Origin of the sequence: Exiguobacterium sp. s193, from assembly GCF_018618755.1 — a bacterium.
In the GTDB taxonomy this organism is placed as follows: domain Bacteria; phylum Bacillota; class Bacilli; order Exiguobacteriales; family Exiguobacteriaceae; genus Exiguobacterium_A.
In genome coordinates this window covers 1-25,613 of sequence record NZ_JACSMR010000015.1, presented here as the reverse complement: position 1 = coordinate 25,613, position 25,613 = coordinate 1, and the positions used below count along the sequence as shown (strand labels likewise).

At 45.6% G+C, this 25,613-nt stretch carries 34 protein-coding genes; 6 read left to right on the top strand and 28 right to left on the bottom strand.

Going from position 1 to position 25,613, the window contains the following annotated elements:
- Window positions 1-31: 31 nt before the first annotated feature.
- Entirely contained in the window at window positions 32-1,972 is a 1,941-nt protein-coding gene (locus tag KNQ04_RS14275; protein ID WP_214851573.1) for a glycoside hydrolase family 3 protein, read from the bottom strand.
- A gap of 312 nt (window positions 1,973-2,284) precedes the next feature.
- On the opposite strand from KNQ04_RS14275, the gene KNQ04_RS14270 reads away from it, so the two are divergent.
- Window positions 2,285-2,947 (top strand): type 1 glutamine amidotransferase domain-containing protein, encoded by a 663-nt coding sequence (locus KNQ04_RS14270; protein WP_214851571.1) that lies wholly within the window; start codon window positions 2,285-2,287, stop codon window positions 2,945-2,947.
- Between the two features lie 75 nt (window positions 2,948-3,022).
- On the opposite strand, the gene KNQ04_RS14265 is transcribed toward KNQ04_RS14270, so the two are convergent.
- A complete protein-coding gene (locus KNQ04_RS14265; protein WP_214851570.1) occupies window positions 3,023-3,886 on the bottom strand; it encodes a LysR family transcriptional regulator in 864 nt (287 codons plus the stop codon).
- 117 nt (window positions 3,887-4,003) lie between these two features.
- Here KNQ04_RS14265 and KNQ04_RS14260 point away from each other — a divergent pair, with 117 nt between their 5' ends.
- Entirely contained in the window at window positions 4,004-4,513 is a 510-nt protein-coding gene (locus KNQ04_RS14260) for a hypothetical protein (protein WP_214851569.1), read from the top strand.
- Window positions 4,514-4,569: 56 nt separating this feature from the next.
- Here the strand turns inward: KNQ04_RS14260 and KNQ04_RS14255 are convergent, their stop codons facing one another.
- Together KNQ04_RS14255 and KNQ04_RS14250 are read right to left on the bottom strand one after the other, a co-directional pair.
- Window positions 4,570-4,869 carry a hypothetical protein gene (locus KNQ04_RS14255; RefSeq protein WP_214851568.1) on the bottom strand — a complete coding sequence of 100 codons (300 nt, stop codon included), beginning with the start codon at window positions 4,867-4,869 and terminating at the stop codon, window positions 4,570-4,572.
- A gap of 157 nt (window positions 4,870-5,026) precedes the next feature.
- Complete coding sequence (locus KNQ04_RS14250) at window positions 5,027-5,356, bottom strand: winged helix-turn-helix transcriptional regulator (protein ID WP_214851567.1); 330 nt, start codon at window positions 5,354-5,356, stop codon at window positions 5,027-5,029.
- A 336-nt stretch (window positions 5,357-5,692) separates the two neighbouring features.
- Here KNQ04_RS14250 and KNQ04_RS14245 point away from each other — a divergent pair, with 336 nt between their 5' ends.
- Window positions 5,693-6,895 carry an MFS transporter gene (locus tag KNQ04_RS14245; RefSeq protein ID WP_214851566.1) on the top strand — a complete coding sequence of 401 codons (1,203 nt, stop codon included), beginning with the start codon at window positions 5,693-5,695 and terminating at the stop codon, window positions 6,893-6,895.
- Between the two features lie 77 nt (window positions 6,896-6,972).
- On the opposite strand, the gene KNQ04_RS14240 is transcribed toward KNQ04_RS14245, so the two are convergent.
- The gene (locus tag KNQ04_RS14240) at window positions 6,973-7,719 is read right to left on the bottom strand and encodes a class I SAM-dependent methyltransferase (protein ID WP_214851564.1); all 747 of its coding nucleotides are present in this window, start codon (window positions 7,717-7,719) and stop codon (window positions 6,973-6,975) included.
- 157 nt (window positions 7,720-7,876) lie between these two features.
- Here KNQ04_RS14240 and KNQ04_RS14235 point away from each other — a divergent pair, with 157 nt between their 5' ends.
- Window positions 7,877-8,782 carry a TerC family protein gene (locus KNQ04_RS14235; RefSeq protein ID WP_014970243.1) on the top strand — a complete coding sequence of 302 codons (906 nt, stop codon included), beginning with the start codon at window positions 7,877-7,879 and terminating at the stop codon, window positions 8,780-8,782.
- Between the two features lie 83 nt (window positions 8,783-8,865).
- On the opposite strand, the gene KNQ04_RS14230 is transcribed toward KNQ04_RS14235, so the two are convergent.
- From KNQ04_RS14230 to KNQ04_RS14205, 6 genes are all read right to left on the bottom strand, one after another.
- Window positions 8,866-9,720, bottom strand: a complete 855-nt coding sequence (locus KNQ04_RS14230; protein WP_214851563.1) for a hypothetical protein — start codon at window positions 9,718-9,720, stop codon at window positions 8,866-8,868.
- Window positions 9,721-9,825: 105 nt separating this feature from the next.
- Complete coding sequence (locus KNQ04_RS14225) at window positions 9,826-10,056, bottom strand: hypothetical protein (RefSeq protein WP_251137073.1); 231 nt, start codon at window positions 10,054-10,056, stop codon at window positions 9,826-9,828.
- Window position 10,057: 1 nt separating this feature from the next.
- Window positions 10,058-10,849 carry an ankyrin repeat domain-containing protein gene (locus tag KNQ04_RS14220; RefSeq protein WP_214851562.1) on the bottom strand — a complete coding sequence of 264 codons (792 nt, stop codon included), beginning with the start codon at window positions 10,847-10,849 and terminating at the stop codon, window positions 10,058-10,060.
- A 41-nt stretch (window positions 10,850-10,890) separates the two neighbouring features.
- Window positions 10,891-11,568 carry a UbiA prenyltransferase family protein gene (locus KNQ04_RS14215; protein WP_214851561.1) on the bottom strand — a complete coding sequence of 226 codons (678 nt, stop codon included), beginning with the start codon at window positions 11,566-11,568 and terminating at the stop codon, window positions 10,891-10,893.
- Window positions 11,565-12,179 carry a hypothetical protein gene (locus KNQ04_RS14210; protein WP_214851560.1) on the bottom strand — a complete coding sequence of 205 codons (615 nt, stop codon included), beginning with the start codon at window positions 12,177-12,179 and terminating at the stop codon, window positions 11,565-11,567. Before KNQ04_RS14210 ends, KNQ04_RS14215 begins: the two co-directional genes overlap by 4 nt.
- Window positions 12,180-12,245: 66 nt before the next feature.
- Window positions 12,246-12,503, bottom strand: coding sequence for a hypothetical protein (locus tag KNQ04_RS14205; RefSeq protein WP_214851559.1), 258 nt, complete (start codon window positions 12,501-12,503; stop codon window positions 12,246-12,248).
- 337 nt (window positions 12,504-12,840) lie between these two features.
- Between KNQ04_RS14205 and KNQ04_RS14200 the strand changes: the two genes are divergently transcribed.
- Complete coding sequence (locus tag KNQ04_RS14200; RefSeq protein ID WP_214851558.1) at window positions 12,841-13,059, top strand: hypothetical protein; 219 nt, start codon at window positions 12,841-12,843, stop codon at window positions 13,057-13,059.
- An 86-nt stretch (window positions 13,060-13,145) separates the two neighbouring features.
- On the opposite strand, the gene KNQ04_RS14195 is transcribed toward KNQ04_RS14200, so the two are convergent.
- The 4 genes from KNQ04_RS14195 to KNQ04_RS14180 all read right to left on the bottom strand — a co-directional run bounded on the left by KNQ04_RS14195 (window position 13,146) and on the right by KNQ04_RS14180 (window position 15,075).
- Window positions 13,146-13,526: a DUF5412 family protein gene (locus tag KNQ04_RS14195; RefSeq protein WP_214851557.1), complete on the bottom strand. Its 381-nt coding sequence runs from the start codon at window positions 13,524-13,526 to the stop codon at window positions 13,146-13,148.
- 46 nt (window positions 13,527-13,572) lie between these two features.
- Window positions 13,573-13,965, bottom strand: coding sequence for a hypothetical protein (locus tag KNQ04_RS14190; RefSeq protein WP_214851555.1), 393 nt, complete (start codon window positions 13,963-13,965; stop codon window positions 13,573-13,575).
- A gap of 31 nt (window positions 13,966-13,996) precedes the next feature.
- The gene (locus KNQ04_RS14185) at window positions 13,997-14,188 is read right to left on the bottom strand and encodes a hypothetical protein (protein WP_214851553.1); all 192 of its coding nucleotides are present in this window, start codon (window positions 14,186-14,188) and stop codon (window positions 13,997-13,999) included.
- A gap of 647 nt (window positions 14,189-14,835) precedes the next feature.
- Window positions 14,836-15,075, bottom strand: a complete 240-nt coding sequence (locus KNQ04_RS14180; protein WP_214851551.1) for a hypothetical protein — start codon at window positions 15,073-15,075, stop codon at window positions 14,836-14,838.
- A gap of 134 nt (window positions 15,076-15,209) precedes the next feature.
- Here KNQ04_RS14180 and KNQ04_RS14175 point away from each other — a divergent pair, with 134 nt between their 5' ends.
- Window positions 15,210-15,713, top strand: a complete 504-nt coding sequence (locus KNQ04_RS14175) for a DUF2199 domain-containing protein (protein WP_214851550.1) — start codon at window positions 15,210-15,212, stop codon at window positions 15,711-15,713.
- Window positions 15,714-15,748: 35 nt separating this feature from the next.
- Here KNQ04_RS14175 and KNQ04_RS14170 read toward each other — a convergent pair whose 3' ends face one another.
- The 13 genes from KNQ04_RS14170 to KNQ04_RS14110 form a co-directional block, all read right to left on the bottom strand.
- Entirely contained in the window at window positions 15,749-16,183 is a 435-nt protein-coding gene (locus KNQ04_RS14170) for a hypothetical protein (RefSeq protein ID WP_214851548.1), read from the bottom strand.
- A 33-nt stretch (window positions 16,184-16,216) separates the two neighbouring features.
- On the bottom strand, window positions 16,217-16,966 hold the full coding sequence (locus tag KNQ04_RS14165; protein WP_214851546.1) for a hypothetical protein: 750 nt from the start codon (window positions 16,964-16,966) through the stop codon (window positions 16,217-16,219).
- Window positions 16,967-16,973: 7 nt separating this feature from the next.
- Complete coding sequence (locus KNQ04_RS14160) at window positions 16,974-17,141, bottom strand: hypothetical protein (RefSeq protein ID WP_201302342.1); 168 nt, start codon at window positions 17,139-17,141, stop codon at window positions 16,974-16,976.
- 14 nt (window positions 17,142-17,155) lie between these two features.
- Window positions 17,156-18,160 (bottom strand): DUF2716 domain-containing protein, encoded by a 1,005-nt coding sequence (locus KNQ04_RS15690; RefSeq protein ID WP_251137072.1) that lies wholly within the window; start codon window positions 18,158-18,160, stop codon window positions 17,156-17,158.
- An 80-nt stretch (window positions 18,161-18,240) separates the two neighbouring features.
- Entirely contained in the window at window positions 18,241-18,792 is a 552-nt protein-coding gene (locus KNQ04_RS14150; protein WP_214851545.1) for a DUF2691 family protein, read from the bottom strand.
- Between the two features lie 693 nt (window positions 18,793-19,485).
- A complete protein-coding gene (locus KNQ04_RS15685; protein WP_251137071.1) occupies window positions 19,486-19,758 on the bottom strand; it encodes a hypothetical protein in 273 nt (90 codons plus the stop codon).
- Between the two features lie 116 nt (window positions 19,759-19,874).
- On the bottom strand, window positions 19,875-20,456 hold the full coding sequence (locus KNQ04_RS14140) for a hypothetical protein (protein WP_214851544.1): 582 nt from the start codon (window positions 20,454-20,456) through the stop codon (window positions 19,875-19,877).
- A 1-nt stretch (window position 20,457) separates the two neighbouring features.
- A complete protein-coding gene (locus KNQ04_RS14135) occupies window positions 20,458-21,180 on the bottom strand; it encodes a DUF2750 domain-containing protein (protein WP_214851543.1) in 723 nt (240 codons plus the stop codon).
- Window positions 21,181-21,225: 45 nt separating this feature from the next.
- Complete coding sequence (locus tag KNQ04_RS14130; protein ID WP_214851542.1) at window positions 21,226-21,495, bottom strand: hypothetical protein; 270 nt, start codon at window positions 21,493-21,495, stop codon at window positions 21,226-21,228.
- Between the two features lie 510 nt (window positions 21,496-22,005).
- Window positions 22,006-23,277 (bottom strand): serine/threonine transporter SstT, encoded by a 1,272-nt coding sequence (gene sstT / locus KNQ04_RS14125; RefSeq protein ID WP_214851541.1) that lies wholly within the window; start codon window positions 23,275-23,277, stop codon window positions 22,006-22,008.
- 329 nt (window positions 23,278-23,606) lie between these two features.
- Window positions 23,607-24,476: an SMI1/KNR4 family protein gene (locus KNQ04_RS14120; RefSeq protein ID WP_214851540.1), complete on the bottom strand. Its 870-nt coding sequence runs from the start codon at window positions 24,474-24,476 to the stop codon at window positions 23,607-23,609.
- A 26-nt stretch (window positions 24,477-24,502) separates the two neighbouring features.
- Window positions 24,503-24,778, bottom strand: a complete 276-nt coding sequence (locus KNQ04_RS14115; RefSeq protein ID WP_214851539.1) for a hypothetical protein — start codon at window positions 24,776-24,778, stop codon at window positions 24,503-24,505.
- Window positions 24,779-24,852: 74 nt separating this feature from the next.
- Window positions 24,853-25,613, bottom strand: a 761-nt coding sequence (locus KNQ04_RS14110; RefSeq protein WP_214851538.1) for a hypothetical protein, incomplete at its 5' end; no start/stop codon positions are given.

Sequence of the window (25,613 nt, the reverse complement as noted above, 5' to 3'; positions counted from 1 at the left end):
GATTGATTGAGCTTACCTATTCCCATCATTTTTACCGGTTCCAGTTCTTGAACCCGTCCCCTAATTCAAGATGAAGTCTGTTCCGGAACGTGCCGTCTTTGAACTTCGGAACGTCAACGGGCAGTTTCCCTTGTGGTTTCACTTCACCAAAGATGGCGCGGATTCCTGCCGGTAAATTCGGTCCAGCTGATTTCGTGTTCCCGGATTCCGAGTCCGGACCATTGGGATCCCCCTTGAAACCGTAGACAAGCAGTTGTGCTTTCGCGTCCGGTTGCACGGCGACATCATACGGATTCCGAAGACTGAGGAGGACGGACGGTGTGTTAGTCCGTTTCACCTGACGGAACACTTCCGCCGGTACATAATGGTCCGCCGATGTCGTTTTCAGCTTCTCACTGTTATTTACGTTTGAGCCGACGATGATGTAGTCCGCCGCATCAAGCTTTTCCTGCAAGACCGGATTTTGCTTCAGGTGCTGAGTTGATGCTGTATAATTTTCCGTCAAGATGTTGACGTGTTTCAGGTTGCCGGCGTTTTTCTCAAGCGAGCGGATTGTCTTGACCATACTGTCTGTCTGATCTTTTGCCGGTGACAGGACAAGGATCGTCTCGCCTTTTTTCGGTTTAAACGGCAAGGTTTTCTTATCATTTTTAACGAGTGTGACCGCCGCTTCCGTTATTTTGCGTTCAAGCGCTTTATGTTCAGGACTACCGACAACCGCCTTTGCCTGTGTCAGTTTTTCGTCGAGCGCGACCGGTGTGTCCGTTTCACTCCATATGCCGCGTTTTGCTTTGAGTGTCAAAATCCGCGTGACGGACTGATCGATGTCCACTTCCGACAGGTCACCGCTTTCGACCGCTGCAAGCACATCGTCAAAAATCGTCTCCAGTTTCGTCACGTCTTCTGTTGAGCGAAGAATCGTCGGCATCAAGGCGATATCGCCGCCTGCTTTAAACGTTTTGATGACGGCTTCCGACTCCGTGAAGTTGTCGGCAATCGCCTGCATGTTCAAGGCATCGGTGATGACAAGTCCCTCATAGCCGAGCTCTTCCCGTAAGACACCGGTGATGACGTCATCCGACAACGTCGCTGGTAACGGGAACGTTCCTTGTTTTGACTCGACGACTTCATCCTCAATTTGCGGCATCCCGATATGTGCCGTCATGATCATGTCGATGCCTTCCGCAATCGCCCGTTTAAACGGAATCAGTTCAAGCTGTTTCAGTTCAGCCAGTGATTTGTCGACGACCGGCAGACCGTAATGCGAATCGACCGCCGTATCCCCGTGACCCGGGAAGTGTTTCGCCGTCGCAGCGACACCTTGCTCCTGAATGCCTTGTGTCATCGCCGAACCGAGTTTCCCGACCAGGTTCGGATCACTCGAAAACGACCGGACGCCGATGACCGGATTGCCCGGATTGTTGTTGACGTCTAGGACCGGACCAAAGTTGACGTTGATTCCGAGAGCGTTCAACTCGGACCCGATGATGCCGCCTGCCGCTTCCGCGTATAATGCACTCCGGGTCGCCCCAAGTGCCATGTTGCCCGGTAAATTCGTCCCCGTCCCGAGGCGTGTCACGATGCCGCCCTCCTGGTCAATCGTCACGAACAACGGGATATCGTTGCTTGGATCCTGTTTGACGACCTCCTGCAGGTCATGGACCAATTTTGTCGTCTGCTCCGTCTCACTGACGTTTTCCGCAAATAAGATGACGCCCCCTAAGTCAAACTGGTCGATGACCCGTCCGACTTCCGGTGCCAGCTTCGTATGATTGACCCCGTCCCATAACCGGAAATCCGGCATGATCATTTGTCCGATTTTCTGTTCGAGTGTCATCTGTTCCAGTTGCGCGTCGACCCGTTCCGTGACGGATGGTGTCGTTTCGGCCGCGACCGGTTGCATTGGCAGTGACGCGGCGAGTAGCGCCGTCGTCAATCCGAGTGTTGCTGTCCAGTTGAGTTTCTGTCCCATATGCTCAGCTCCCCTTTTGTTTTGACCCCTGCTTGAACTGCTTGTACATCCACTGATTGGCGTTTTTCCAACCGCCGTTGGTGCTTTCCCCTGCGTTCACCGTTAGTATAACAATCACCCCAAATAGAAACAATGTTTTATTTGAAAGCGTAATCAAATTAAAATATTGTTTCTAAATAAATTTTCCTTTTCTGTGAATTCTGATATAAATTTATTTATAGATAAACCTATTTTTATTAATTTGTTTTTACATCAACTACGCGCTATTCTAATCACGTAGCCAATCGGCAAACGAAAAAGGAGGAAAACAACATGAGTAAACACGTCTTAATGGTTGTCACAAACGCCAGCGAAATGAAAGAAGGACACGCGACAGGGATTTGGTTATCCGAGTTCGGCGAAGCCTATGTCGCGTTCCAAAAAGAAGGCTATACGATTACGGTCGCCAGTCCAAACGGCGGCCTTTCGCCAATCGACGCCCGCAGCCTCGAAGACGAAGTACCGACAGACATTCAAGCGACAGCACCACTGCTCGAAAACACACTCGATCTGAAATCCATCAGCGACTTCAGTCCGTTTGATGCCATCTTCATGCCGGGTGGTCACGGGACGATGTTCGACTTGCCACACAGCGATACCTTGAACCACGCACTGCGGACGTTGTTTGAAGCGGGTAAAACCGTTGCTGCCGTCTGCCATGGACCAGCTGGACTCGTCAATGCGACACTGACAGACGGAACGCCACTTGTCGCAGGTAAAACGATCGCCACATTCACGGATGAAGAAGAACGCGCGACAGGACTCGACATCTACATGCCGTTCCTGCTTGAGACACGTCTCCGTGAACTCGGTGCGAACATCATCGTCGCCGACAACTTCACAGAAAACGTCCAAGTCGACGGAAATCTTGTAACCGGTCAAAATCCACAATCTACGGTTGCTGTTGCAAATGCCGTCATCAAGACGCTTAATTAATCCAAAGTAGACCTGTCTATATTTAGGCGGGTCTCTTCTATGTACAACATAAAAAGTAGGATCCGCAATTGGATCCTACTTTTTGTGTTGCAAGGCAGCTAAAATATCGAGCATCAACGGATCATGCCGCGATTCGGTCCGGTACGCCATATAGATGTGGTTCGTCGCAAAACGTTCCGGTGCGATGATTTGAATCGTTTTGTCCTTGAGCGCTTGCCGAATCAAATAATCCGGCAACACGCTGACACCATGTGAAGAAGCGACGGCTTTTAATATCGCATCGACGTTCGGCAACACCATCTCCGGTCGAATGTCCGGCCGTTCCCCAAACTGGGTTTGGTAATAGCGCCGGATGATCGGCAGTTCGAGTCCGTAACTGATCCACGGCTGACGATCCATCCAGCTCTTCAAATCATCATCCGGTTGCTCCCAGGCGTAAGGGGCGACCAGGAAAAAAGTTTCGTCGGCAATCGGGACATACTGAATACCTGGTTCCTCAATTCGTTTTGTCGAGATGACAAAGTCGAGTTCACCTGCTGCGAGCCGCTTCAGCAATTGGTCGGTCAAACCGAAATCGCCGATGTACTGGGCAAGATCAAGCGGCAGGACCGGAATTACTTCATGGGTAATGAATTCGGTCGGTCCGCCGAACTTTAACAGCGGACGAGTTTGTTCCCCTGCGACATACTTCATTTCAAGCGACAGTTCTTCCAAACGGTCAATCAAACCGACGACTTGCGTATACAGCTCCTTGCCGGCATCGGTCGGCACCATCTGCCGCGGAGCCCGGATGAACAGCGAGCTTTGCAATTCCGCCTCGAGGGCCGCGATATGCTGGCTGACGGCGGGTTGCGTCAAGAAACGAATCCGTGCGGCCGCTGAGACCGAACGTTGTTGGTACACATGGATAAAGCTCCGGTACCATTCAAAATCTATCATTGTGTTCGCTCCTTTTCCTGCGATACTTTAAGTATAAGGAGCCGTCAGGCATTAGACAAATAACATTTCAAGCAGACATCCATAAGAATATTTATAGTAAGAAAGGATTTACATAAGATGAAAAAATTCAGAGGCAAACGGCGTTACTTCCGAAATCTGCAAAAAGAACAACAACTCAGCGATCATCCGCTCGATTTCAGTCCCGACAGCTGGTTCGATTTTTGGCATGTCCATCTTGATTTTGACGGACGCGGGAACGGTCACCTTAAAATGCGAAAAGCACATGTCCAGGCACTGTTTCATCTGATGGATGAGTTAAACACCGCCCTTCAAACGTGGGGTCAGCCGTACCAGCTCTGGATCGAACTGTCCCGGCTGGATGCAGGATTGGACGCCGTTTTTATCCATACAAACAATCCGAACGACGATAATTTTCCGTTTACCGATTCAACTTTAACGGAACCGACCGAACGATTGCCGAACTATTTGCAAACCATCGAGGGTTTGGAGCAATACCAAATCTGGTTGTCCGAACGAATCACGTATGATCCGTTCGACGACGAACCGGAAGAAATCACGGATCACATTCTCGTCATCGAACGACGAGGCAATCGTTACCCTCTTTAACCACGTACATACGGACGGTCCTATGAAAGGAACCATCCGTCGATTGCGACTGACCTTTATATTCTTTTGAAAAGCATTTTGGAGCAAACAAGGAACACGATCAAAAGTACTCCGCCGAATACGAGATTGACCAGCCAAGGCAACGTGCCCATAAAGACTTCTCTTGCCGCACCGTTGAACCAGTAGGCTAGTGCCGTGAACAACACCACACTCATCAGCAGGATAAACGAAAAGCCGCTGTCCTGCTTTTGTGTTTTCTTGGCAATCCCGTAACCGATGAGAAAAACAACCACTGCCCCGATGGCAAAATAAATGTAAAACCATACATCGACCGAAAACATTAACGAACTATTCAAATCGACCACCTCCTATTAAGGTATGAATTTCCTTAATAAGGAATTCGCCGTTTTAACCCCTACTTCCTTTCGCATGGTCATACACTCCAATCGGACTAACAAAAACGACCGACCTGACTCCAGGCGGTCGTTTTGCTGTGCAGTATGATGGCCCGCTTTAAGAAGACACGACTTCCTCGCCCGTCAAATCGATATGTCCTTCGCCCCAGGCGCACATCGCGTCTAAGATTGGGCGCAACGACCAACCGTATTCGGATAAGGAATAGATGACTTTCGGCGGGACCCGTTCGTAAACGGTCCGGATGATGACACCGTCCTGTTCCAGTTCCCGTAGTTGTTGCGTCAACATTTTCTGCGTGATGTTCGGCATCAGTTTTTTCAATTCGCTTGTCCGGCGTTCGCCTTTAATGAGATGACACATGATGACGACTTTCCATTTGCCTCCGATGACTTGTAGCGTCGCTTCGACCGGAATGTTGTAGGCCATGCTGATTCTTCCTTTCGATTCTTGAAGTACAGCGGGACAGGTACTTTTTAGTGCCTATCGTACTTGAAAGTGCGTACTTCTCAAGTTGATTTGATGGGTTTATGATAACAATTGTCAACGGAAAGTACAAGCCACCTTCGTCCATTGCTTCAATCGATGAGGGTAGGGTACTTTTTAGTTTCTATGGTACTTGAAAGTACGTACTTCCATTTATAAAACCCTCGCTCTATGATGAGGTCACGCCTAAGCGTTTCTCATTCATCAAAACGAACCGGGCCCGGTCGTTCAGAGCACGCTTACGCTGCTTTACTTCATTTTACTTTAGGAGGAATCATCATGAATCAATTAAATCCGCGTGCCGAACGGGAACAGGTCCCGCAAAACGGCCGCTTCGCCCTGCTCGCACTTGCAATTAGCGCTTTTGGTATCGGTACGACGGAGTTTGTCCCCGTCGGACTGCTCGCAGCGATTGCCGATGACTTAAATATCGGTATTACACTCGCTGGTCTCATCATTTCCGGTTATGCGATTGGTGTCGCCGTCGGTGCGCCGATTCTGACTGCTCTAACAAATCGGATGAACCGCAAGACGTTGCTGATGGCATTGATGGTCGTCTTCATCGCCGGCAACCTTGTCTCCGCCATATCACCAACGTTTGAACTATTGATCGTCGCCCGTTTCATCACTGCTTTCTCACACGGCGTTTTCTTCTCGATTGGTGCGACGATTGCCGTCCAGCTCGTACCGGAACATAAGAAAGCCAGTGCCATCGCCTTGATGTTCACAGGATTAACAGTCGCGACCGTCACAGGTGTACCGCTCGGGACGTTCATTGGTCAATCGTTCGGCTGGCGCGCGACATTTTTTGCCGTCGCAGCACTCGGAATCATTTCCATCATCGCGAGCTTCTTCTTGATTCCGAAAGACTTGAAACAATCACCACCTGCTAAGTTCTCGGACATGTTCAAACTGTTGACGAACGGACGCTTAATGCTCGGTTTCCTGATCACAGCTCTTGGTTACGGCGGAACGTTCGTCGCGTTTACGTACTTGACGCCGATCATGCAGGACGTAACGAAAATCAGTCCAAGCTTGATCAGTATCATTCTGCTCGTCTACGGGATTGCCGTTGCGATCGGCAACGCCGTCGGCGGAAAGCTTGCTAACGGTAATCCAATCAAAGCATTGTTCTATATGTTCATCGTCCATGCGATTGTCATGATCGCGATGTCCTTCATGATTCCGTTTAAAGTCGCCGGTATCATCGGGATTATCTTGATGGGACTTCTTGCGTTCATGAATGTCCCGGGACTGCAACTCTATATCGTTCAACTCGCTGAAAAATATGTACCGGCTGCCGTCGATGTCGCGTCCGCGTTAAACATCGCCGCTTTCAATATCGGGATTGCCCTCGGTGCGACGATCGGCGGACTTGTCGCCGACACGATCGGACTCGTCCACACACCGTGGGTCGGTGGCGTCATGGTCATTCTGGCAGTTATTCTCACTGCCGTTTCCCGTCGTCTTGAACGCCTGTAAAAATGAATTTTCATATTTGCAAATGACAAAAACCGATAATCGTCAAACAAACCCAGCATCCATCAGGACGCTGGGTTTTATCTTGTCGCGACAATCGTGAACTCCCACGGGATGTTTTCATCGTTCCAGCCCCGGTGTTCGTCCAGTTGCGCGAGCGTGAAGCCGCTACTGATGACGGTGTTCACAATCTCACTCATCGTATAATGCCGCAGCATCACCTTCGGAAACTCCGTTTGTTCAGCCGGATCAAAATGTGTTTGATAGGCAATTTCCGCTTCATATGTATCCTGACCGAAATAACGCGGGATGTACTGTGATTCCTCATCAATACAATATTTGATTGGATGATAGTCACTTAAAATTAGCTTCCCGCCCGGCTTAAGTAAAGCAAATAAAATTCCCATAAACGTTTTCAGGTCGTGGAAATAATGCAGAATCCCTCCTTCAAGATACAGGACATCAAACTGATGCTGATAGGTTTGCAAGTCGATGTCATGAATATCACCAACGATGTATTCAATTTCCGTCCCGGCACAAGCCGCAAGCTCAAGCGCATACCGGCGATTGGCTTCCGAGATGTCGAAGACCGTGACGTCAGCACCGAGCAACGCCAGCGGAACCGCTTTGCGACCGTTCGAACCACACAGGTTAGCAATCCGTTTGCCGGTCACTTCCTGAAAATAGTCCTGATGTTTTTTAAGACTTGCTTTCGGGTTACTCAAAATCTCGTTTGCTTTATCCAGCGGCGCCCCGTCACGTTGTCGCCAAAATTCATAAGCCCGGTACTCCCAGGCAGTTTTGTTGATCGCACTGTACGGCTTCATGTCTTTCATCCCCTCTTTCTGCTATGTGACACTTTGATCCGTTACGTATTCGTCCTCGTCATCTAAAACAATCAGCACATTTAATCCTTTACTTCGAGTTCATTTGAACCTATAATTGAAATATGAACAGAACACCACTTAAAAGGAGGAAGCGCTGTTGACACTATTGATTGTATTTTTAGCCATCGTCTTCATCATGCTCGCATTGGACCTTGGCGTATTTCACAGGAAAGCCCATGAGGTCTCGCTCCGCGAAGCCTGGACGTGGACGTTCGTCTGGATCGGACTCGCCGTTGCCTTTGGCGGTTGGTTATTTTATGCGCAAGGCAGCGACGCTGCCATTGAGTACACGAGCGTCTATTTCATCGAAAAGGCACTTGCGATTGATAACGTCTTCGTCTTCTCACTCGTCTTTGCGTACTTTGCGATTCCGTTGAAGTATCAGCACAAAGTCCTGTTTTGGGGCATTCTCGGTGCCATCCTCTTCCGCGTCATCTTCATCGTCGCCGGGGTGTCGCTTCTTGATAACTTTGCTTGGGTCTACTACATCTTCGGTGCGTTCCTCGTCTACACCGGTTACATGATGTTTAAGAACATCGGGCAGGAAACGTCGCTTGAAGAGAACAAGACGGTCCGTTGGCTTGAAAAACGTTTGCCGATCACACAGGACATCTCGTCCGGTAAGTTTACGCAGCGAATCAACGGGAAGTTGTTCTTCACGCCGCTGTTGATTGCGTTGATCTTCATCGAAATCTCGGATATCGTCTTCGCCGTCGACTCGGTCGCAGCAAGCTTTGCCTATTCGCGTGATCCGTTCATCATTTTCTATGCGAACATCATGGCAATCCTCGGACTCCGGAGTCTCTACTTCGTCCTCGCGAACCTGATCGACCGCTTCTACTACCTGAAGCACGGACTCAGCTTCATGCTCGTCTTCATCGGAGCGAAGATGATTCTCGGTGATGTCTACAAAATGCCGATTTGGATGTCGCTCGGAACAATCGTCCTCGTCATCCTGATCAGCGTCTTCTACAGCTTCTATAAAACAAAGCCAGGAAAATAACCGATGACAGGAAAGGGAGAATGATTCTTCCTTTCCTGTTTGTTTACGTAAAAACAGCACCCCGGCAGGATGCTGTTTTATATTTACTTCTTCATATACCGTTCAATGATTTTCGTGTACAACGCGTCTAATCGGGCGTTTTCCTCGACGACGATCGTGTCTTTCGCATACGTAAAGAGTTCGTTCGCTTCTTCGAATTTACCGGCGTAAATCAACAGGAACATCTTGCCACGCGTGTCCCCTAACCGTTCTGACGATTCTTCCCGTGCGTTTAACATCCGTTCACTGTTAAGGTCGATAATATCCGCTTTTGCATCCTTGCTGTAATGATTTTCTATTAAATAGTTGTCCAAGCGCGTCAAATAGTCCCGGTAGCTGATCAGCGTCAACGATTTGCTGATCGAACCGTACTGGCTTTCAAACGAGAGGACTTGTTGTTTCTCATAGTTTGTGATGACTTTGTACAAAGCTTGGCCCTGTTTCAACAACGCTTGTGATTTCGTCTTCAAGCGTGCCGTTTCTTTCTTCAAGACCGCGACACGTCGATCCGTTATCTTTTTCTCCTTCGCCGTGTTCACTTCAGGAATGAATTTTTTAATTGCTTTGACTTCTTTGACCGCAGCTGCACGGTCTTTTTTAAACGCCTCGACTTTTTTATTATACCGTTCGACTTGTGCACGGTAGACAGGATCAGTCACATAGTCCGGCACCTTGATGCCACCAAATCGATCTATGTGAAAGAGGGTGCTATCGTATGAAGCAACAACTTTCAATTGTTTCGCGCGATACTTTTTATAGTCCGTCTTCTTCTTCACGACTCGGGTCGTCTTTGTTTTTGTCGCCGCATCGGCGACTCCTCCCTGGAAGGAAGCCCCTGTCAATACGAGCGCTGTCACGACACCGCTTGCTAACACGTTCCGAAATGTTACTTTTTTCATATGAACCCACCCTTTTAAATAAAATTAAGTAAATATCAGGATAAATCTCCCATCTTTTATTTTATCACCAGACATTTGAATCGACCTACACTTTTTTAACCGTTTTCACTTTAATTTATCTTCCGGGATGAGGAGAAAGATCCCGACAATGATCAAGATGCCAAATAAGACATAATCCATTACCGGAAGGCCGCCTCCCCAAGCAAGACTACCGTTTTTCGTAGCGATATATGCCCCAACTTCCGCAATCGTGTCTGTCATTTTGTCGAGTTGAATAATCAGCATGCCAAACAAGATCGTTTGTACAATAATGATAAGACCAATCCATTTTTTCATCTCAATTCCCCCTATGTATGGTTTGTAACAGCTTAATGATTTCCGGATACCGGTGTTTCAATGCAAAGTCGAGCGCCGTTCGCCCTTTTGCATCCTGATGATCCCGCTCTGCACCGTGTGCCAGCAACACTTTCGTGATGTCCGTCAGACCATACTGACTGGCGAGCATCAGGGCTGTATTGTTAGCGTCTAACGTATTTTCGATTTCGATGTCTGCTCCTGCCGCCAGTAATGCTTCCACCGCTTTGACATGCCCTTCTCCCGCTGCGAGGTGCAACGGTGCAAATCCGTTCATTTCGATGCGATTGACATCAGCTCCCGCCGCTGCCAACATGACAATCTTCTTTGCTTTTCCTTCCTGCGCGGCATAATGCAGAGGTGTATGTCCTGCTCCGTCGTCCGTCTGCCATTCAACACGTGCCTGATCTTCAAGTAAGCGACGCAAGACTCGTTTGTTGCCGGAGCGCGCAGCGATGAAGTGCAACGCCGTGAATCCGTGTCCGTCAAAATCAAGAGCGGCAACACGGTCAATTAGTTGCATCGCGATAGCGGACCGGTTTTCATACAAAGCAAGGTGCAATGGCATTAACCCGTCCCGGCTCCGTCGGTTGATGTCTGCCCGGTGGTCAAGCAACAGCGTGACGATTTCGTCATACCCTTCCTCGATTGCCCAGTGCAATGCCGAATTTCCTTCTTCATCCAGTGTATCCAGATCGTCCCCGCGGTCGATACACTTTTTCAGCTTTTTGATGTTTCCGTAAAAAGCATGGTCCTGCAGTGATTTTTTAGGCAAGCTGATTTCCCCTTTTTAGATATTGTAAAAATTGAATGCAATCACCACTCTTCTTCTGAATACTCTTGCAACGGACTGGTTTCAATCGTCGGTGCACCTTCATTTGCTTTCTTTGAAGGGTACAAGTAATGCTTTACAACTAGTAAAAGAAGAACAATTGACGACAGAATGCAGCTAGTCGCATAAACCGGTTGCAGGACATTTTCCAGTCCGAAGACTGACAGAACTTGTAACAGTGTCAGGATAAAAAGCGTCAGGTGGAAATACTTGCGCACAATTTTCGGAATACCGGTTTTCCCATAAATCCCCCACCAGACATATAAACTTAAGCTGAATGCCACGACGTTCGGAATCGTATAGGGACTGACGAACAGTAAAATGCCCATTAAAAGCATCAACCAGGCATAAAGAATCGCCTGCTTAAGAAAGGTTGAATCGAGTTCTTCGTCACCGTTGACGATTGCTGCTTCCTCTTCCGCTATCAACGACCGAAAGCCAAGTGCTTTCTTTTCTTCCGCCAAGTGCCGCATTCTTTTTCGCATGCCGATGTACAGCGGATACCGTTCCTTCGTCATTTCGCCGTCATTCGATTGACCGCTTTCGTCCTCCTGGATAAAACCCTGGTGCAGCGTCCGACCAATTCGGTAACAGACCCAGTGGTCAACCTGCCGACCGTTTTCTCGTTTCAAATAAATCAATTGTTTCTCCTTGTCCCTCATAGAGTAATTTCCTTCGTCTCTTCTTCTTTTAGCGTTTGGATTACATGCAACAGTAAGAGAAAACCGGAGACGAGGCACACCGTACCGCTGATCGAAAGATTAATCGGGTTTAAGTAGTCTTTTGACGTTCCGCCCAAGGGAATCAGCATGATGGCTCCATACCAGCGATAGAAACGGGCACTCCTCGATTTCCCTTCATCCATCGGCCAAACCCACGGGAGATAAAATAACGGAATATAGCCTGGGACGGGCAACACTCCCGTCAGTGATGACAGTCCACAAAGCATCGTGAACAGTGCGACAAATACTTTCCGTTTTTTACTGCGACGTTCAATCCATTTGTCCATCGTTTTTGACGAAGGGAAATCTGACTTGAAGTAGCCATCCGCTTTCTTTAGGCGAATCCATTCTTTCTTTTGCCGATATGCTGCTATTACGTGCCGACATTTGACTACCATGGTCGCTGTTTCAACATTGACCTGGACTAGTTCGTCACTTCCCTCTTGCTTCTCCTTACGGGCAATCCCTTCCCGGTAAAACAACGTTCGTCCTTCCTGATGATAGACGATGTGGTGCACTTGATCGTCGATTTGTTTTAACAATTGAATCATCGTGCTCTCCCTTTACTCCGCTTTATGTACTACTTCCAAGATGAGCCAATTCCTCATCTCAATCGTTTACCAGACAGAATTGACACCGTACAGTACGAACAATCCTCCTGCGATACATATATAACCGTACTGTCTGACGGTCAACGAACAAAAAATGATCGTTCCGATTGAGAGTAGGATGCCAAGAACGAATGAATCGATGTTGTCGACGTAACTCCCATGTCCCTCTAAAGGCGTCTGCTTCGCATGCTTCGACCGGATGAAGTACGTTCCTACTATCAATAAGAAGAGACCGGCAACAAGACCGATGAATGGTAAAATCACAAGCGTTACCTCCAAGATATGTATCGTGTTCTATTAGTAGCTCGTTGTGTTTTATAAAAACATTATACTACTAACAAATACGATATTTCCCTTTATTAAGTTTCATTTATGAAAAAAGTTCCAAAAAAACCTACTCGGAGTGGATGATTCTTCCCGTCACAAAAGAAGCCCCATTGCTATGCTAATAGTAAGTTGACTCCTCAAAAAGGACCACATCACCAATCAGATGTGGTCTCATTTGCTTACATTGACAGCATTAAGCAACCCTTTGATTGTTTCTTCAATACCTTCTTGAACTACCTCCACCTACGCTTCGCTTAGAGGTGGAGGTAGTTCAATGAAGCAGCACGGTGCATCAGATACGTGCTATTGTCTATCAGAAAACGAGCTGATCAGCGGGAAAACGTTACCTCTCCGTGAAGCACTCGAGCACGCCATCGGCTTCGGATTTGCCTCAATCATTTCCTGTATTCCAGGCGAATTGGCGTATTTCGAAGCAGAGCAATCTTTTGGTCCGCCACCTCGTTATTTGTTGAAGAAACCAAGCAGTTGGTAAGCATTGTGCTTCATCCATGCTTGGTTTCTAACAACTACGTAACTTGATTGTTCGTCAAGATTTGCTGAATACCCATTATGTTCTTCTTAATCTGCTTCGTATATCCCCTCTCTGAAGTCATAGACTTGACTCCATATCTTAATTTTTGTGCCATTGATCGTCACCGTATCCTTTGTCCACTTCACTTCTTTTATTTCGCGACAAGGATACTCCCAGTACATTCTGCGCTTTTCTCCATCCTTGTTCTCCATGATGCCAAGCATCGCGAAATCCACCGTCGCACCACCATTTGCGCGGTAAAAACGAATCGTATATGCCTGATCGGGCGAGGTACTTTTCGAGATATACTCTTCTTTTGGAACAACATTGATATCAACTAAGAAAAATAATCGATAGATCATCCACACGACAGATAAAAATAGACTTACACCCACTACAATTCCAGTTATCTTCAGCTTTTTTCTCACTTTTCAAAACTCCAATTTATACATATATTCTTTAATATTCAATCGTTTAGTCGCCCCAAAAACAAACCAACGTATTCTGATAGACGGACGCGATGCACATCCGCTTCAACAATTCTAAAAATTGATGTAGTTCCATCATTCGATTGTCTGACGGATGCATCATCCACGGCTCATTCGCATAATAATTCGCTTGATTCATCATCCATGCTTCCTTCGGTGTGCAATAGCGTTGAATAAGCAGCTCGCAAATTCCGATCAACTCGTTCACTTCTCTCGCTCCAAACAATTTATCGGCGTAAGGATCGAGATTAATCAGGAGATCGCAACGATTGGATGTACTTGCGAAGTCTTCTCTTAAAAAGCGTTGGACTTTGCTCGGATACCAGAGCATCTCTGTTTCTTTTGGCATTTCTTTTAAACTCGTACTAATTCCAAACATGATATCCTCCCTTATATCACCCGTCCGGATGTCAATCATAGTAGCCGATGCTGTCTCCTTTCGGAAGAAACGCTTTGATCTTGTCTTCAGTATTAAAACAAGCTTCATTCGAAAACAGATAATAGCCCATGAAATCATGCTCCATCGTGATGAACGACATCTCGTTCGTCGCACGAATGACGGGAACGATACGTTCTTTTTTGAAAAACCATCCTTTGACCATTCTCTGCTCAAACGACAGGAGATTCGTAAACGATAGGAAAAAAAATCGTTTACTGCCGCATACCAATACGTTTCGTCCAGTAGACGCTCAAGTTCGCTCGCATCGTTTACTTGAAGGCTATAATAAGGACTGCTCTTATCTGATTGAATCTTTGTATATAACAGATTTTCCTTCTGAAAAAACGGTTCCACTTCTTCATTGGTAAAACCACCGCCGAACGTAACAAATAGCGGAAAGCGATTCAGACGCGTCAAAAAATGCTTCAATACATCATTCGAATCACGTTGATAGTCTCTTTTCTCGTCATTCGGAATACAGCCCATCGAATAAATCGACTTAATAGCACCTGGTTGATCAATGTCGAGATAACGCTCTTTGATCACTTTTGCATGATTCGTATGTTCTTCGAGATCGATGTATAACATGGAAATCCCTCCACGTGCTCTGTTTGATCCAACTACATAATCCAATAAATCGGTGAAAGCAATCAAATAGTAGCCGTTGTTACTAGCCAATGAAATAGACTTCGCTAGTATTTGCAGTAAGTCAGTCGGTTGATTCACTTCGACGGTCATATATCTCTCACGCTTAGTGATTAGAATCTCTGTATACGGTAATTGTTTGTGCTTAACCGTAGACATCAAATCTTATTTTTCTAAATCAGTCAGTTCATGGAATCCAAAAGAGAGATAGATTGGAAAACGATTCAACCGCTTGAATAATTGGGTTAACATTATTTCGTACGAGATGATTTCTTCCTCATCGGAATCATCGTTATAATACTCAAAAGAAAAAATGGATTTGATTCGGTCTTGTCCCTTCATCACAAGATGGTATTCCTTAATCGTCTTTGCATGATTCTGCTGTTCTTCGATGTAAATGTGCATATTAATCCCCTCACTTTCGTTGGATTGTCACCGTCGTCTTCAGGATTGTTAATAAAATGATGCTAGACTATAGTTATGGTCTTTACTGATACTCGACCGCAAACCATACATAACTCCAGTTAGAGGTGATTTTGATGAAACAACTTATGCCTTGCGCCATCTGTGGCGAACGCCACGAAGAACTCCCGACCGAGTATGAAACGCTCGGCCCGGTGTATTATGAACAAATGTCTGAGAAAGAAAAAGCGACGAAAAGTGAGATGCACGACTTGTGGTGTGTGCTAGAACTGGATGGTCCACATTACTTCGTAAAGGGGATTCTTGAACTCCCGATCGCTGGACAAGACGAATCCTTCTGGTGGATCACATGGGTGAGCCTGAGCCCTGACAACTTCGCTCGCTTCAACGAGAAGAAACGTCCTCTTATCGAAGAGCCGATGTTCGGTTGGTTCTCAAGCGATCTACCGGCTTACCCGGATACCGTCAACTTGAAAGTGATGGTCCATGACGAAGGACCCGGTCAACTTCCCTTCTTTGAACTCGAGCCAACGGATCACCCTTTATCAATCGAATTCTATTCTGAGATGACACTTGCGCAAGTCCATGCCATCGCAGACATCGTCTATGCACAAGAGTGAATCATCTAAAACGAAGCCGCTGTGATCAGCGGTTTTTAGTTTTCACTCTGTTTCGTGATCAAAATATGGGTTCTTTCAGGAATCTCAATGTCTTCTAACTGATTAAGTTCTAAAGACAGTGTCATACTTTTCTCTTGCGGATAGGACTCATCCCCAATCCAACATGTATACAGTTCAAACGATTCACCCTCATCTAAGAAGTCATTCATGAACGTAAATAGATAACGTAGCTTTTCCTTTGACTCCTTTGAAATGCTAGAATCAAAAGGTTCGACGATCTCGATTCCCCAATCACTTGAAATCTCATATACATACCATTTATGAAAATGTCTCATTTTTACTTCATACAGACAATCTTTATCCGCAAAACTGGGTCCTATATATAAGGGAAGTGTTTCATCTTCTTCATCCAAATTGAGATACTTTTCAGGAATTTGTCTCTCCATACAGATATATGACGCTAAGCTCATTACGCTTCCTCCTTATGTTTGATACTTCTATCGTTACTTGAAAGATGTCTCTACATTGTCTATTTTTCCAAAATGTGCGATCTTTCCATTCGTACAAAAGTGATCGAGCATGCCAAATCGATCCGTTGCATCGCGGGTCACGATGAAGTTATACGCCATCAATAACGAGAATTCAGACATGAAGTCCTCGAGCGTTTGTTTCGAGGAACGCGAAGACTTCCCTGTCGTCACTTCTTTTCGATTCAGCAAATGCAATAAATGTTCTTCAAAAACAGCTTGCCAATTGGAGTCGTGCAACGTCATCACGTGAATCGAATCATGGTTTTCTAAAACATCCCGACCACAAAAGACGACCTCGACCGGAAACGTGGCATGCGGTAAGACTGCATCAAAAAAGTTCTCATATTCTGTACCTGATTCATCAAGCTCCTCATATGCGACTCCATACATCGCGACACAATCGTTCGTGACCCGGACGATTCCTTGTTCTTGTTTTTGGACGATGAGCGTCACTTCTACTTCAGTCGCCATTTCCTGCTGTTCGATGACAAGATGTTCGAGAAATTGTTCAAGTTGCGCGGCATTGGTCATGATGAAATGGGATCGAACCGTCCAATCCGAAAAATCGCTGATGTTCGGATTCTGCTTGAGTGGTCGTTCCAGCAACTTTACTTCAAACGGATACAAATGCTGACTCACCTGAAGACGGATGAGGTCTTGCCAATCGTCGCATGGTAGCAGTTCCCGGAACACATCAATCCATTCGTCTCGTTGAAGTCGCATTCTATTCTTATTTTCCATCTTTAATCTGATCTTCTAGTTTGCTGCAAAGATAGCCCACAATATGTTCATGTGTCGTCCGTTCTTCGAGATCATCATTGTCGACTAATTCATCGATTGCTTTCGAGATGACCTGCCATAATGCTGTGCCTTGATACTGATCGTATGGTGTTTTCACTTTCTGACCTCCTTTTATCCTCTCCGGATTTCATTCATAAAAATGTCTGTCCCTTGGAACGCAGAAATCATATCTTCTCCAAATAACGTGATGCTCCCCTCCCACGGATGACCAAGATATCCCCAGCGAAAATCACGAGCGATGAAAAAGGAGTAATCGCCATCTGGAACGGCCGGAATCATCCAGTCTCCCTCTTCATTTCGAAGAAACGGATGTCTTGGGTCAATCCAGTATCCTTGATGATTCCAATCAAGTGCCATGACACGTTCTCCTTCAACGGTCAGCTCGGTCAGAATACGTCGTAGCTCCCGCTCCATCTCTTCTCGTTTCTCGTAATCCACTTCGTATGTAATGAACGGACTTGGGGCATAGAAGGATGGAAACATCGTCGTACTAGGCGAGAATTGAAATTGTTGATCAATGACATGCCAGACCTTCTCGTCCTCCGCTTGCGTCATCGGAATCCAGCTCCATGGTTTCCCCTCACCAATCAGATCGAACGTCGCTCCTTCAGGATATAGACCAGTGTATGTTTCTCCTTCTGGTACCGTGATGATCGGTTCGCCTCGCACATCGTGTTCTTTCATCCCTTCAAAGATCAGAGAAACAGCCGCCTCGACATCAAGGACATGGTAAAAGATATTCGTCGTATTACCACCGATATCTCCCCCTTCACAGTAGCCGTTTCCTGTATGAAGCAGACCTTCATCGATCATCTCTTCCATCATATGACGGCGCTCAAGCGCCGCTTCTGCCTGACCCTCGGCATAAGGAAACTGGACGACTAGTTCCTTGTAATCTGTGTCGTCCAGCTCGCGATAGCCTTGACGTTCAAACTCCTCAACCAACCTCAATATCTGTACACCTAATCGTTTGAAGCGTGAGACGCGCATCTGTTTTACGTCTTCTGTTTTCACCCACGCTCCAACGATTCCTTGATACTGCACGATGAGACGTCCCTCGGTATTGATTGTTCGGTAGAGCATATCTGAGCCGCTTTGTTTTATTAGTTGGATCATGATTGGTGTCGTTCCCTTCCATCACAATGCGTGCAAGTCATGAACGCTTAGCGTTTACATCTGTTAGTCAGGACTACTTCTTATTCTGACCATACCGACAAACGGGTGCGAGGATCATTGTCATCTGTCACCCACTCGATTCTGGTATATCCACGTTTCACAGCGTTCTCATAAAACGCTTCCGATACGTGCTGCTCCTTACAATAGATATCGACGTACGAGCAGTCATAAATCAAAATCGCGATTTGACAATTACTTTCCTGAAACCATTCATAAGTCATTCCGACTTCTTCAGTCTGACCACTTTCAAATGCAAACAATTCAGCAAAGATCAGGTAATTGCTAGGTCCCCTTAGCCATTTCGCTAGTTCACGTCCTGTCACATTCTGATCGACCGAAAACTCTTCTAAACTGTCATACCATTCCCCGTCCATGGTTTGGATGGGAAAATCAAAATTGCGAAGAAACCAATCATACGCTTTCATCTCGATCGCACTTAATATGTCGATCAAGACACGCCCCGGTTCATTCGGGATTTCAAACGATACACCACGCAGACTCATTGAATCCCTTCTTTCTACCTTGTCATAAGAAGGCTGCAGTAAGAAAACACTGAAGTTCCTGTTCTTCACTCGAACTCCCCCACGTACAAACAGCGTAACCTCGTGCGGTGAATGTCCTAACTATCTCGGTGACTGGTAAACTTCCGCTTTCTGTTAAGCCGATGTCATGTACCTGCGCAAGTAGCTCCTGACAATATGATGGTCGATCATGATTCGTACAAATAATGGTATACATAGATGGAGAATCACTAATCATCTCAATGGCTATCGAGACCAAATTCAGCGATACCGACGTAAATTCTTTTAGACTGGAACTCATTTCCGACAAGTATTACTACATAAAAGCGATAGGTGCCCAGCGCATGCTTTTGCGTTAGCTCGTCATGGAACATCTCACTACTGATTTGTTTGAATTGGACGATGTCTTCTGGAAACAAAAGCATTTCACCGACCAGACATAAACAACGAATCGATGAACTCGCATCCGCAAGCCATGGAAAGATGCGTGTCGCATCGCTATGCCCTTCGACATACGTTTTCGTGAAGAATCTCCTTTTTTAATCCCACTGACACGTCACGCTTTGATTGACCTCAAGACGAAGACAAACAAGTTCATTTGTTTTGAGACTAGACAGTCGGAGCGAGCGTTGCGCTTCATGGGTATAGGACAACTCGAATCTGACTTTATCCACCTTCTTCAGTAAAAAGTATACCCAGTGCTGATTGTATTCACTCTCGGACAGGACTTCCCATAACGCATCCTCAATGATTTGCCTCGCAGATATGCAATTTCATGAACGCATTCTCTGCTATCACGGGTAACGCCGCAAATACGGGAGGGTTCGGAATTCGCGGTTTCTGAATGACCAAGGTATAGCCATCTTTCAGAAGACGATCCAATTGTTCTCGGCTATCCGGAATCCCTTCTTCGATGACGCAAGACGGTAGTTCTCTGATTCGGATCGGTAGCCCCACTTCATATTCAAATGGGTCTTCGAGTGCTAACAATTCTTCGTGAGAATAGGTTACTTTCATACTGTTATTTTCCCCTACCTTTGTGCAATGCTTTGAAGTTTTAGTCATATCAGAAATTGATTCTTTAAACGGATTCGTAATCTCTTTGTTTCATTCATATGTAGCGATCTCCACATTCAGGAGATTTTTTCGATTTTACGTTTGTGCTTGCTTCGAAGATATAATAAGAGTGCCGTTCCTGTACCAATCGACAGAATCGGAAATAGATGCGGAATATACTGCACTTGCCGAAAACTGACATGCATCAAGAAATAATCGACGAAACAGATAATCCGTAACCACATTGGTAACTGATCTTTACTGATGAATGCTAAGAACATCAGAACGATACCGATACCTAATACAACAATCGGTAATAGAGAGAACGGTGTCACGAACTGAAACAGACCGAGTCCCACAAGAAGATAAGCGAGCCATTTCGTCCGGCGTCGAAACGTCTCGCGTTCTTTCCGTCCGGGTTGCATCCCGTAAATATCATCCTGCTTGTATCCTTCCGCTTGCTTCTCTGTAATCAATTCCTCCATCCGTCGTTTTGCTTGGCGCCGAAATGTATATTTTTCTTCAATTGAATCACTGACATCTTGATTGAGTTTCCATTGTTCGGTAACACCGCGATACATCTGGATCGTTCGACCGTCGCGGTACAAGAACCAGACATAGGTGATGCCACCCATTTGTTTACTGAGTGTCTGAATCATGTTAACCCTCCAGATCTGCTAGGACATCTTCCGGATCAAGCTCAAGTCCGACGAGCTCCGGTCCCCAGTTCAAGCCACAATAGAGTCCGTCGTCGATCATGTTCGGTAACCAGCCATTCATGAACAAATTCAGGTCTAAGCGAATCAGGTGATAGTTCGCCCATTCCTTTGTCTGTAAAGCCTTCGCTGCTGCTTCCGTCGAAAAGAATAACAATACGTCCGTCTCGTCTTGATTCGACGGACAATACGCCCAGCCCGACTGTTCGAACTTTGATAGACCGTAGACAACTCCTGTCTCGATAACGGTTTGTACGAAAAGTTCTGCTTGTTCCGCACTCCGTTCCATTTGTTGTTCCTTTTCAATAAACGCCTTCAACGTCGGCGCTACTGGAAACAACTCTTGTTCTACATGATCCCATAAGACGATCGTCTCCGTGTCCGGAAGCTGATACCCGAGTTCGTCACCTGTGCCGTCACTTGCGATCCGCAAGAACCCGGATGGATAGTCCTCCGCATCCGTCGTGTTAACACGAACGAGATCGTCCCATGTCCGTTTGATATATTGCTCGTCCTTGATCGGATGAAATTCCCATTCGCCGACGCTGAACTTGTTTTCGCGCTTGTACCTATTTCGTAGTTCTTTCGGAAGCTCAAAGCCGAGTTCTGACTCTACCTCTTGGAGGCGTTCTTCCGTGATGCCAGGTAAGCCGATTGGGTATTCCATGAATATCACTCCTATTTATATATTTTCCGCCTTTAATTTTTCCGATTAAAGTTCTTCCCTGTAGGATAAAGTCCGGTCAAGCGTTTGCCGTAATGAACCTTTGCCTGCCCCACCCAAATCTTGAACGACGTAGTATCCATCTTTCTGCTTCTCTACTACAAGTTCCCGGGTATAAGCATCCAGATTAAAAAAACGCGAGAATTTCTGCTCGCTCTTTGGTTCTTCTAACCGCTCTCCCATGATGCCGTGAAACGTGTAGAGTGTCCGACCATCCTTCTCGAACAGCCAAAAATGATTCTGACCGTCGAGTTGCATGACTCCCCTCCCGTTCTTATAGATCCGCGAACCATTCTCAATTCAGCTGCCGAATCACCGTATCGCTTGGCAACTGTTGTCGCAATCGTTCCGCCCAGTCCGTCCGAAGATCAAGGCGTCTCCTGATGGACGACGGCTCCGTTCTCGAATTGTAGCGGAAACCGGAATAATCCGAGAGACGTCATCGTAGCCGCATTCGGAAACGGTGCATCCTGAAACTGCATCAATTGAATCCATCTTTTTGTAATTCTTCAATCTCGAGATGGTACGTTATCTCGCCACAGTGAACTTCTAGATGTTCTATGTAATTCATATATTCTGCTCGATGATTACTTTTCTTAAAAAATCAAATTTTCTTATTCATTATAAAATGGATAACCATTTATGGGAATTTTTATTTTATGATGTTAATCCAAGATGGTCGATTCGTCTAAAGAAAAAAGGTTAAAACACATCCCAACCGGGTGGTTTTAACCTTTTTGTAGCATCACCGATATATTTACAATCGAGTCAGCTATTGACGACTTTTTCAGTTGTTTCTGCAGCCATGACCGATCGGTTGATCGACAGTTGCTCCCCTTCCTTCAAACGTTTTTTATATTCAGCTGTCGCTGTGAATAAAACGTCTGTTGACGAGTTGAGTCCTGTCTCAAACGAGTCTTGCAAGACACTGATGATCAGTCCGACGGCTACGACCTGCATCGCTAAATCATTCGGAATCCCGAACAGGCTACAAGCGAGCGGAATCAGGAGGAGCGATCCGCCTGCAACACCGGAAGCTCCACATGCACAAACGGCAGCTAAGACGCTTAAGAGAATGGCCGTCGGGAGATCGACCGCGATGTCAAGCGTGTTGACCGCAGCAAGCGTCAAGACGGAAATCGTGATCGCCGCGCCGCCCATGTTGATCGTCGCACCGAGCGGAATCGAAATCCCGTAGGTTTCTTTATCAAGGCCAAGCTTTTTACAGAGTTCCATGTTGACCGGTATGTTCGCTGCCGAGCTCCGTGTGAAGAAGGCCGTAATCCCGCTCTCACGGAGACATTTGAAGACGAGCGGATACGGATTTTGACGGACATTGATGAAAACAATCAACGGATTGACGATCAGTGCAACGACGAGCATCGTCCCGATCAGGACCAATAATAAATTACCGTAATCAAGCAGTGATTTAAGACCATTTTCCGTCACCGAACCGATGACGATTCCCATGATGCCAAGTGGAGCGAGTTTAATGATCCACCCGACGACTTGTGCGATTGAGTCGGAGATGTTCGAGATGAACGTCTTCGTCGTATCTGAGGCATTTTTAAGTGCTAACCCTAAGACGATCGCCCACGCTAAAATGCCGATGTAGTTGGCTTTGATCAATGCGTTGACCGGATTGTCGACCACATTCAGGACGAGTTTTCGGAGCACGTCGACGGCATTATCCGGAGCAGCCAATTTCTCTGCACCCTCCGTCAGAATGATAGAGACAGGGAACAGGAAGCTGATGATGACAGCAATCGATCCCGCTAGGAACGTACCGAGAAGATACAGGAAGATGATCGACTTCATGTTCGTCTGCTGTCCCTTTTTATGCTGTACAATCGCAGCCATGACCAGGAAAAATACTAGAACAGGTGCGACTGCCTTCAGTGCGGAAACAAACAGTGTGCCAAAGATGGTTAAGGATTTTGCGGTTTCAGGAATCGATACCGCTAAGATAATACCAAAAATCAAGCCAATTACAATTTGTTTCACTAAACTAATCCGGTTCCATCTTTTCAACACTTTCATACTTTCCCCTCCAGGCTTAAAGCAAATAAATTATTTAGAATTTGAAAAATGACGATTTCTCTCTCCTATCCCGAAAAGCAGATAGTCTGTTCGTTCATTTTTCTAAAAATTCTCTCAGTTTATTGTTTTCTATTCTTACACAAAACCTAAGAAATAAAAACTAGTTTTTTGCAAGAAATATGATTCTTTTAGGACAAGGTATTAAAAGAATAGGAATGCAATCGCTTGCATAAATACAAAAGGAAGACACCCTCGTTGCGAGACGTCCTCCTTTGACTTTTCTTCTTTTCTGTTACGTATTACACTTCATTTCCCAATCCACCAGATGTTCATTCGTCCTCTGCGAAGTTGACCCGTACGCCGACGATTTGCCGCGAGACATCATACTGGATGTCAACATCATACAGCCCGTCTCCAAAACCTGACGTTGAGACGGCACCAAATGAGACGATACCAGCCTGATCATCGGCAGAAACAACTGTCTCAAACTCCATCGCTTGATTCTGACGATAAGCTGTCCAATCAAAAATGCCGGCCAGTGCCGAGTCGACGCCGACCAGTTTTTCCTGCCGGTGCCATTTGCCGCTTCGCTTTTTGTCCCCTTCAAAAACAAGTAATTGCTCAACCCATTCGTCTTCCGTGTAAATGATAGCTGCGGTCCACCTGCCTGATTTCACATTCGACAAAATCAGCTGTAAATCGGTGTCTTCTTCTAGTCCGTAATAAGGATCCGTCACGATTAGCTCGTTGCCTTCTACCGTGAAACGACCAATTCGGTAGGCCTGATTCGTTTTTCGTTTCGGGACATGCCAATCGACGAACTCTCCCAAAGAAGACGACGGGTATTTTGCGATTCCCGACCGTTCATTCCATCTAAAGACGAGCTCCTGCAGGAAACGTTTCCGAATCCGGTAACACAACTTGTCCCCGTTCAGATTTTCACCGATACAAATCAAATCGTCCGGTAATCCGGCGGGACGATTCTCGTTTTGACGAACGATATCCAGTGAAAACGTTTGACCTGTTGGTACAGGGTACAAGGTCCATTCACCAAACTGTGCACCGTTCGACTGTAAGAACAAGTCTTTGTATTCACCCGGAAACAACACACCTAAGGCACGCTCTGCTTTTTTCAGGTCAACAGCTGATACCCCGGGGGCCCTTGCATCGGGATGGAGACGTTTAATGAGTTTGCTCACGATAGCATCGCTCCTATCCATGTTGTTTAGACGGCGTAAGGCAACCAAATAATTAATACAAGTGACAGCACCGTTTTCGAAAATTGTTTTTTCTCCAGAAACCATGGCAGTAACACCAGTCCGACTATCGTCATCGCGAGCAACACCAGTCCTAGATTAAAATAATGCGCTCCCGCTGCTAACGGAATACTCAAAATCCGGAAATCTGCATTCGGAAAATAACCGAGTCGATCGAATAAAATATTTCCAAGTACCCCACCTGCAATCAACAGGATGGAAAGAATCAACATTTTTTTCTTCAATATGAACAGCTCCTTTTTTAATACGTATGTATGATTCCTAATATATGTCACTCTATAACCGTTCCGAGCAATATTTATTGTCTTTCTTTTTGGAATTTCACATAATCATCATGGATTAGCTTGAAAATTCGATCAGTTGATAAGAAGAAAAGTAGAATAGTCGTAATCAAAACTAAATCACCTCTGATTTTTTTTATATCGAAGTTTTTTTCTAACTCTATTAAATCTTGATACCAAGCATATGATGAGAGTATAAATACACCTATATAAATAACAACTTTTTTTTGAGTCATATATACATCATACTCGTTAGTTGTTTTAATTAATTCTTCTTTTACATTAGTGAAATAGTAATTCTCCATAATGAAAGTATTAGAGTATAAGCTTAATAAAATAAAGAAACTTATAACTGCTCCTAAGATTAAGTCTGGATATAAAAAAGTTAATATATCGATATGTAGGACTATACTTATTAGAAGAATGCAAATAACCATATAAAATGAAGGCATTGTATTATTAATAAAAAAATAGATTCTATCCGTCACATAATTTTGCGCTTTAATTACTTTTACGTCTTTATTCGTCATTTCTATACTTATCTTTCTTTGAACGATCAACATGTTATCTATAGTTACAACAAACCCTAAATCAATAAATAGTATTAGAAAACCAAATAATTGGAAGGATAGTTTTCCAGTTCTTATTGCCTGACGAATTGTAATATTAAGTGCAACACCTAGGAGAAAACACAAAAAAACCCATAACGACCTCGTGTAGAATAAAGCTACCACACCACATTCAACGGAGGATTCGTTATGAGCTATGTTCATCTTAC

Bases quoted from the DNA above. Each gene is read 5' to 3' on its own strand.
- KNQ04_RS14275 (WP_214851573.1), bottom strand. From the start codon at position 1,972: ATGGGACAGAAACTCAACTGGACAGCAACACTCGGATTGACGACGGCG.
- KNQ04_RS14270 (WP_214851571.1), top strand. From the start codon at position 2,285: ATGAGTAAACACGTCTTAATGGTTGTCACAAACGCCAGCGAAATGAAA.
- KNQ04_RS14265 (WP_214851570.1), bottom strand. From the start codon at position 3,886: ATGATAGATTTTGAATGGTACCGGAGCTTTATCCATGTGTACCAACAA.
- KNQ04_RS14260 (WP_214851569.1), top strand. From the start codon at position 4,004: ATGAAAAAATTCAGAGGCAAACGGCGTTACTTCCGAAATCTGCAAAAA.
- KNQ04_RS14250 (WP_214851567.1), bottom strand. From the start codon at position 5,356: ATGGCCTACAACATTCCGGTCGAAGCGACGCTACAAGTCATCGGAGGC.
- KNQ04_RS14245 (WP_214851566.1), top strand. From the start codon at position 5,693: ATGAATCAATTAAATCCGCGTGCCGAACGGGAACAGGTCCCGCAAAAC.
- KNQ04_RS14240 (WP_214851564.1), bottom strand. From the start codon at position 7,719: ATGAAGCCGTACAGTGCGATCAACAAAACTGCCTGGGAGTACCGGGCT.
- KNQ04_RS14230 (WP_214851563.1), bottom strand. From the start codon at position 9,720: ATGAAAAAAGTAACATTTCGGAACGTGTTAGCAAGCGGTGTCGTGACA.
- KNQ04_RS14225 (WP_251137073.1), bottom strand. From the start codon at position 10,056: ATGAAAAAATGGATTGGTCTTATCATTATTGTACAAACGATCTTGTTT.
- KNQ04_RS14215 (WP_214851561.1), bottom strand. From the start codon at position 11,568: ATGAGGGACAAGGAGAAACAATTGATTTATTTGAAACGAGAAAACGGT.
- KNQ04_RS14210 (WP_214851560.1), bottom strand. From the start codon at position 12,179: ATGATTCAATTGTTAAAACAAATCGACGATCAAGTGCACCACATCGTC.
- KNQ04_RS14200 (WP_214851558.1), top strand. From the start codon at position 12,841: ATGAAGCAGCACGGTGCATCAGATACGTGCTATTGTCTATCAGAAAAC.
- KNQ04_RS14190 (WP_214851555.1), bottom strand. From the start codon at position 13,965: ATGTTTGGAATTAGTACGAGTTTAAAAGAAATGCCAAAAGAAACAGAG.
- KNQ04_RS14185 (WP_214851553.1), bottom strand. From the start codon at position 14,188: ATGGTCAAAGGATGGTTTTTCAAAAAAGAACGTATCGTTCCCGTCATT.
- KNQ04_RS14180 (WP_214851551.1), bottom strand. From the start codon at position 15,075: ATGCACATTTACATCGAAGAACAGCAGAATCATGCAAAGACGATTAAG.
- KNQ04_RS14175 (WP_214851550.1), top strand. From the start codon at position 15,210: ATGAAACAACTTATGCCTTGCGCCATCTGTGGCGAACGCCACGAAGAA.
- KNQ04_RS14170 (WP_214851548.1), bottom strand. From the start codon at position 16,183: ATGAGCTTAGCGTCATATATCTGTATGGAGAGACAAATTCCTGAAAAG.
- KNQ04_RS14165 (WP_214851546.1), bottom strand. From the start codon at position 16,966: ATGCGACTTCAACGAGACGAATGGATTGATGTGTTCCGGGAACTGCTA.
- KNQ04_RS15690 (WP_251137072.1), bottom strand. From the start codon at position 18,160: ATGATCCAACTAATAAAACAAAGCGGCTCAGATATGCTCTACCGAACA.
- KNQ04_RS15685 (WP_251137071.1), bottom strand. From the start codon at position 19,758: ATGAAAGTAACCTATTCTCACGAAGAATTGTTAGCACTCGAAGACCCA.
- KNQ04_RS14140 (WP_214851544.1), bottom strand. From the start codon at position 20,456: ATGATTCAGACACTCAGTAAACAAATGGGTGGCATCACCTATGTCTGG.
- KNQ04_RS14135 (WP_214851543.1), bottom strand. From the start codon at position 21,180: ATGGAATACCCAATCGGCTTACCTGGCATCACGGAAGAACGCCTCCAA.
- KNQ04_RS14130 (WP_214851542.1), bottom strand. From the start codon at position 21,495: ATGCAACTCGACGGTCAGAATCATTTTTGGCTGTTCGAGAAGGATGGT.
- sstT (WP_214851541.1), bottom strand. From the start codon at position 23,277: ATGAAAGTGTTGAAAAGATGGAACCGGATTAGTTTAGTGAAACAAATT.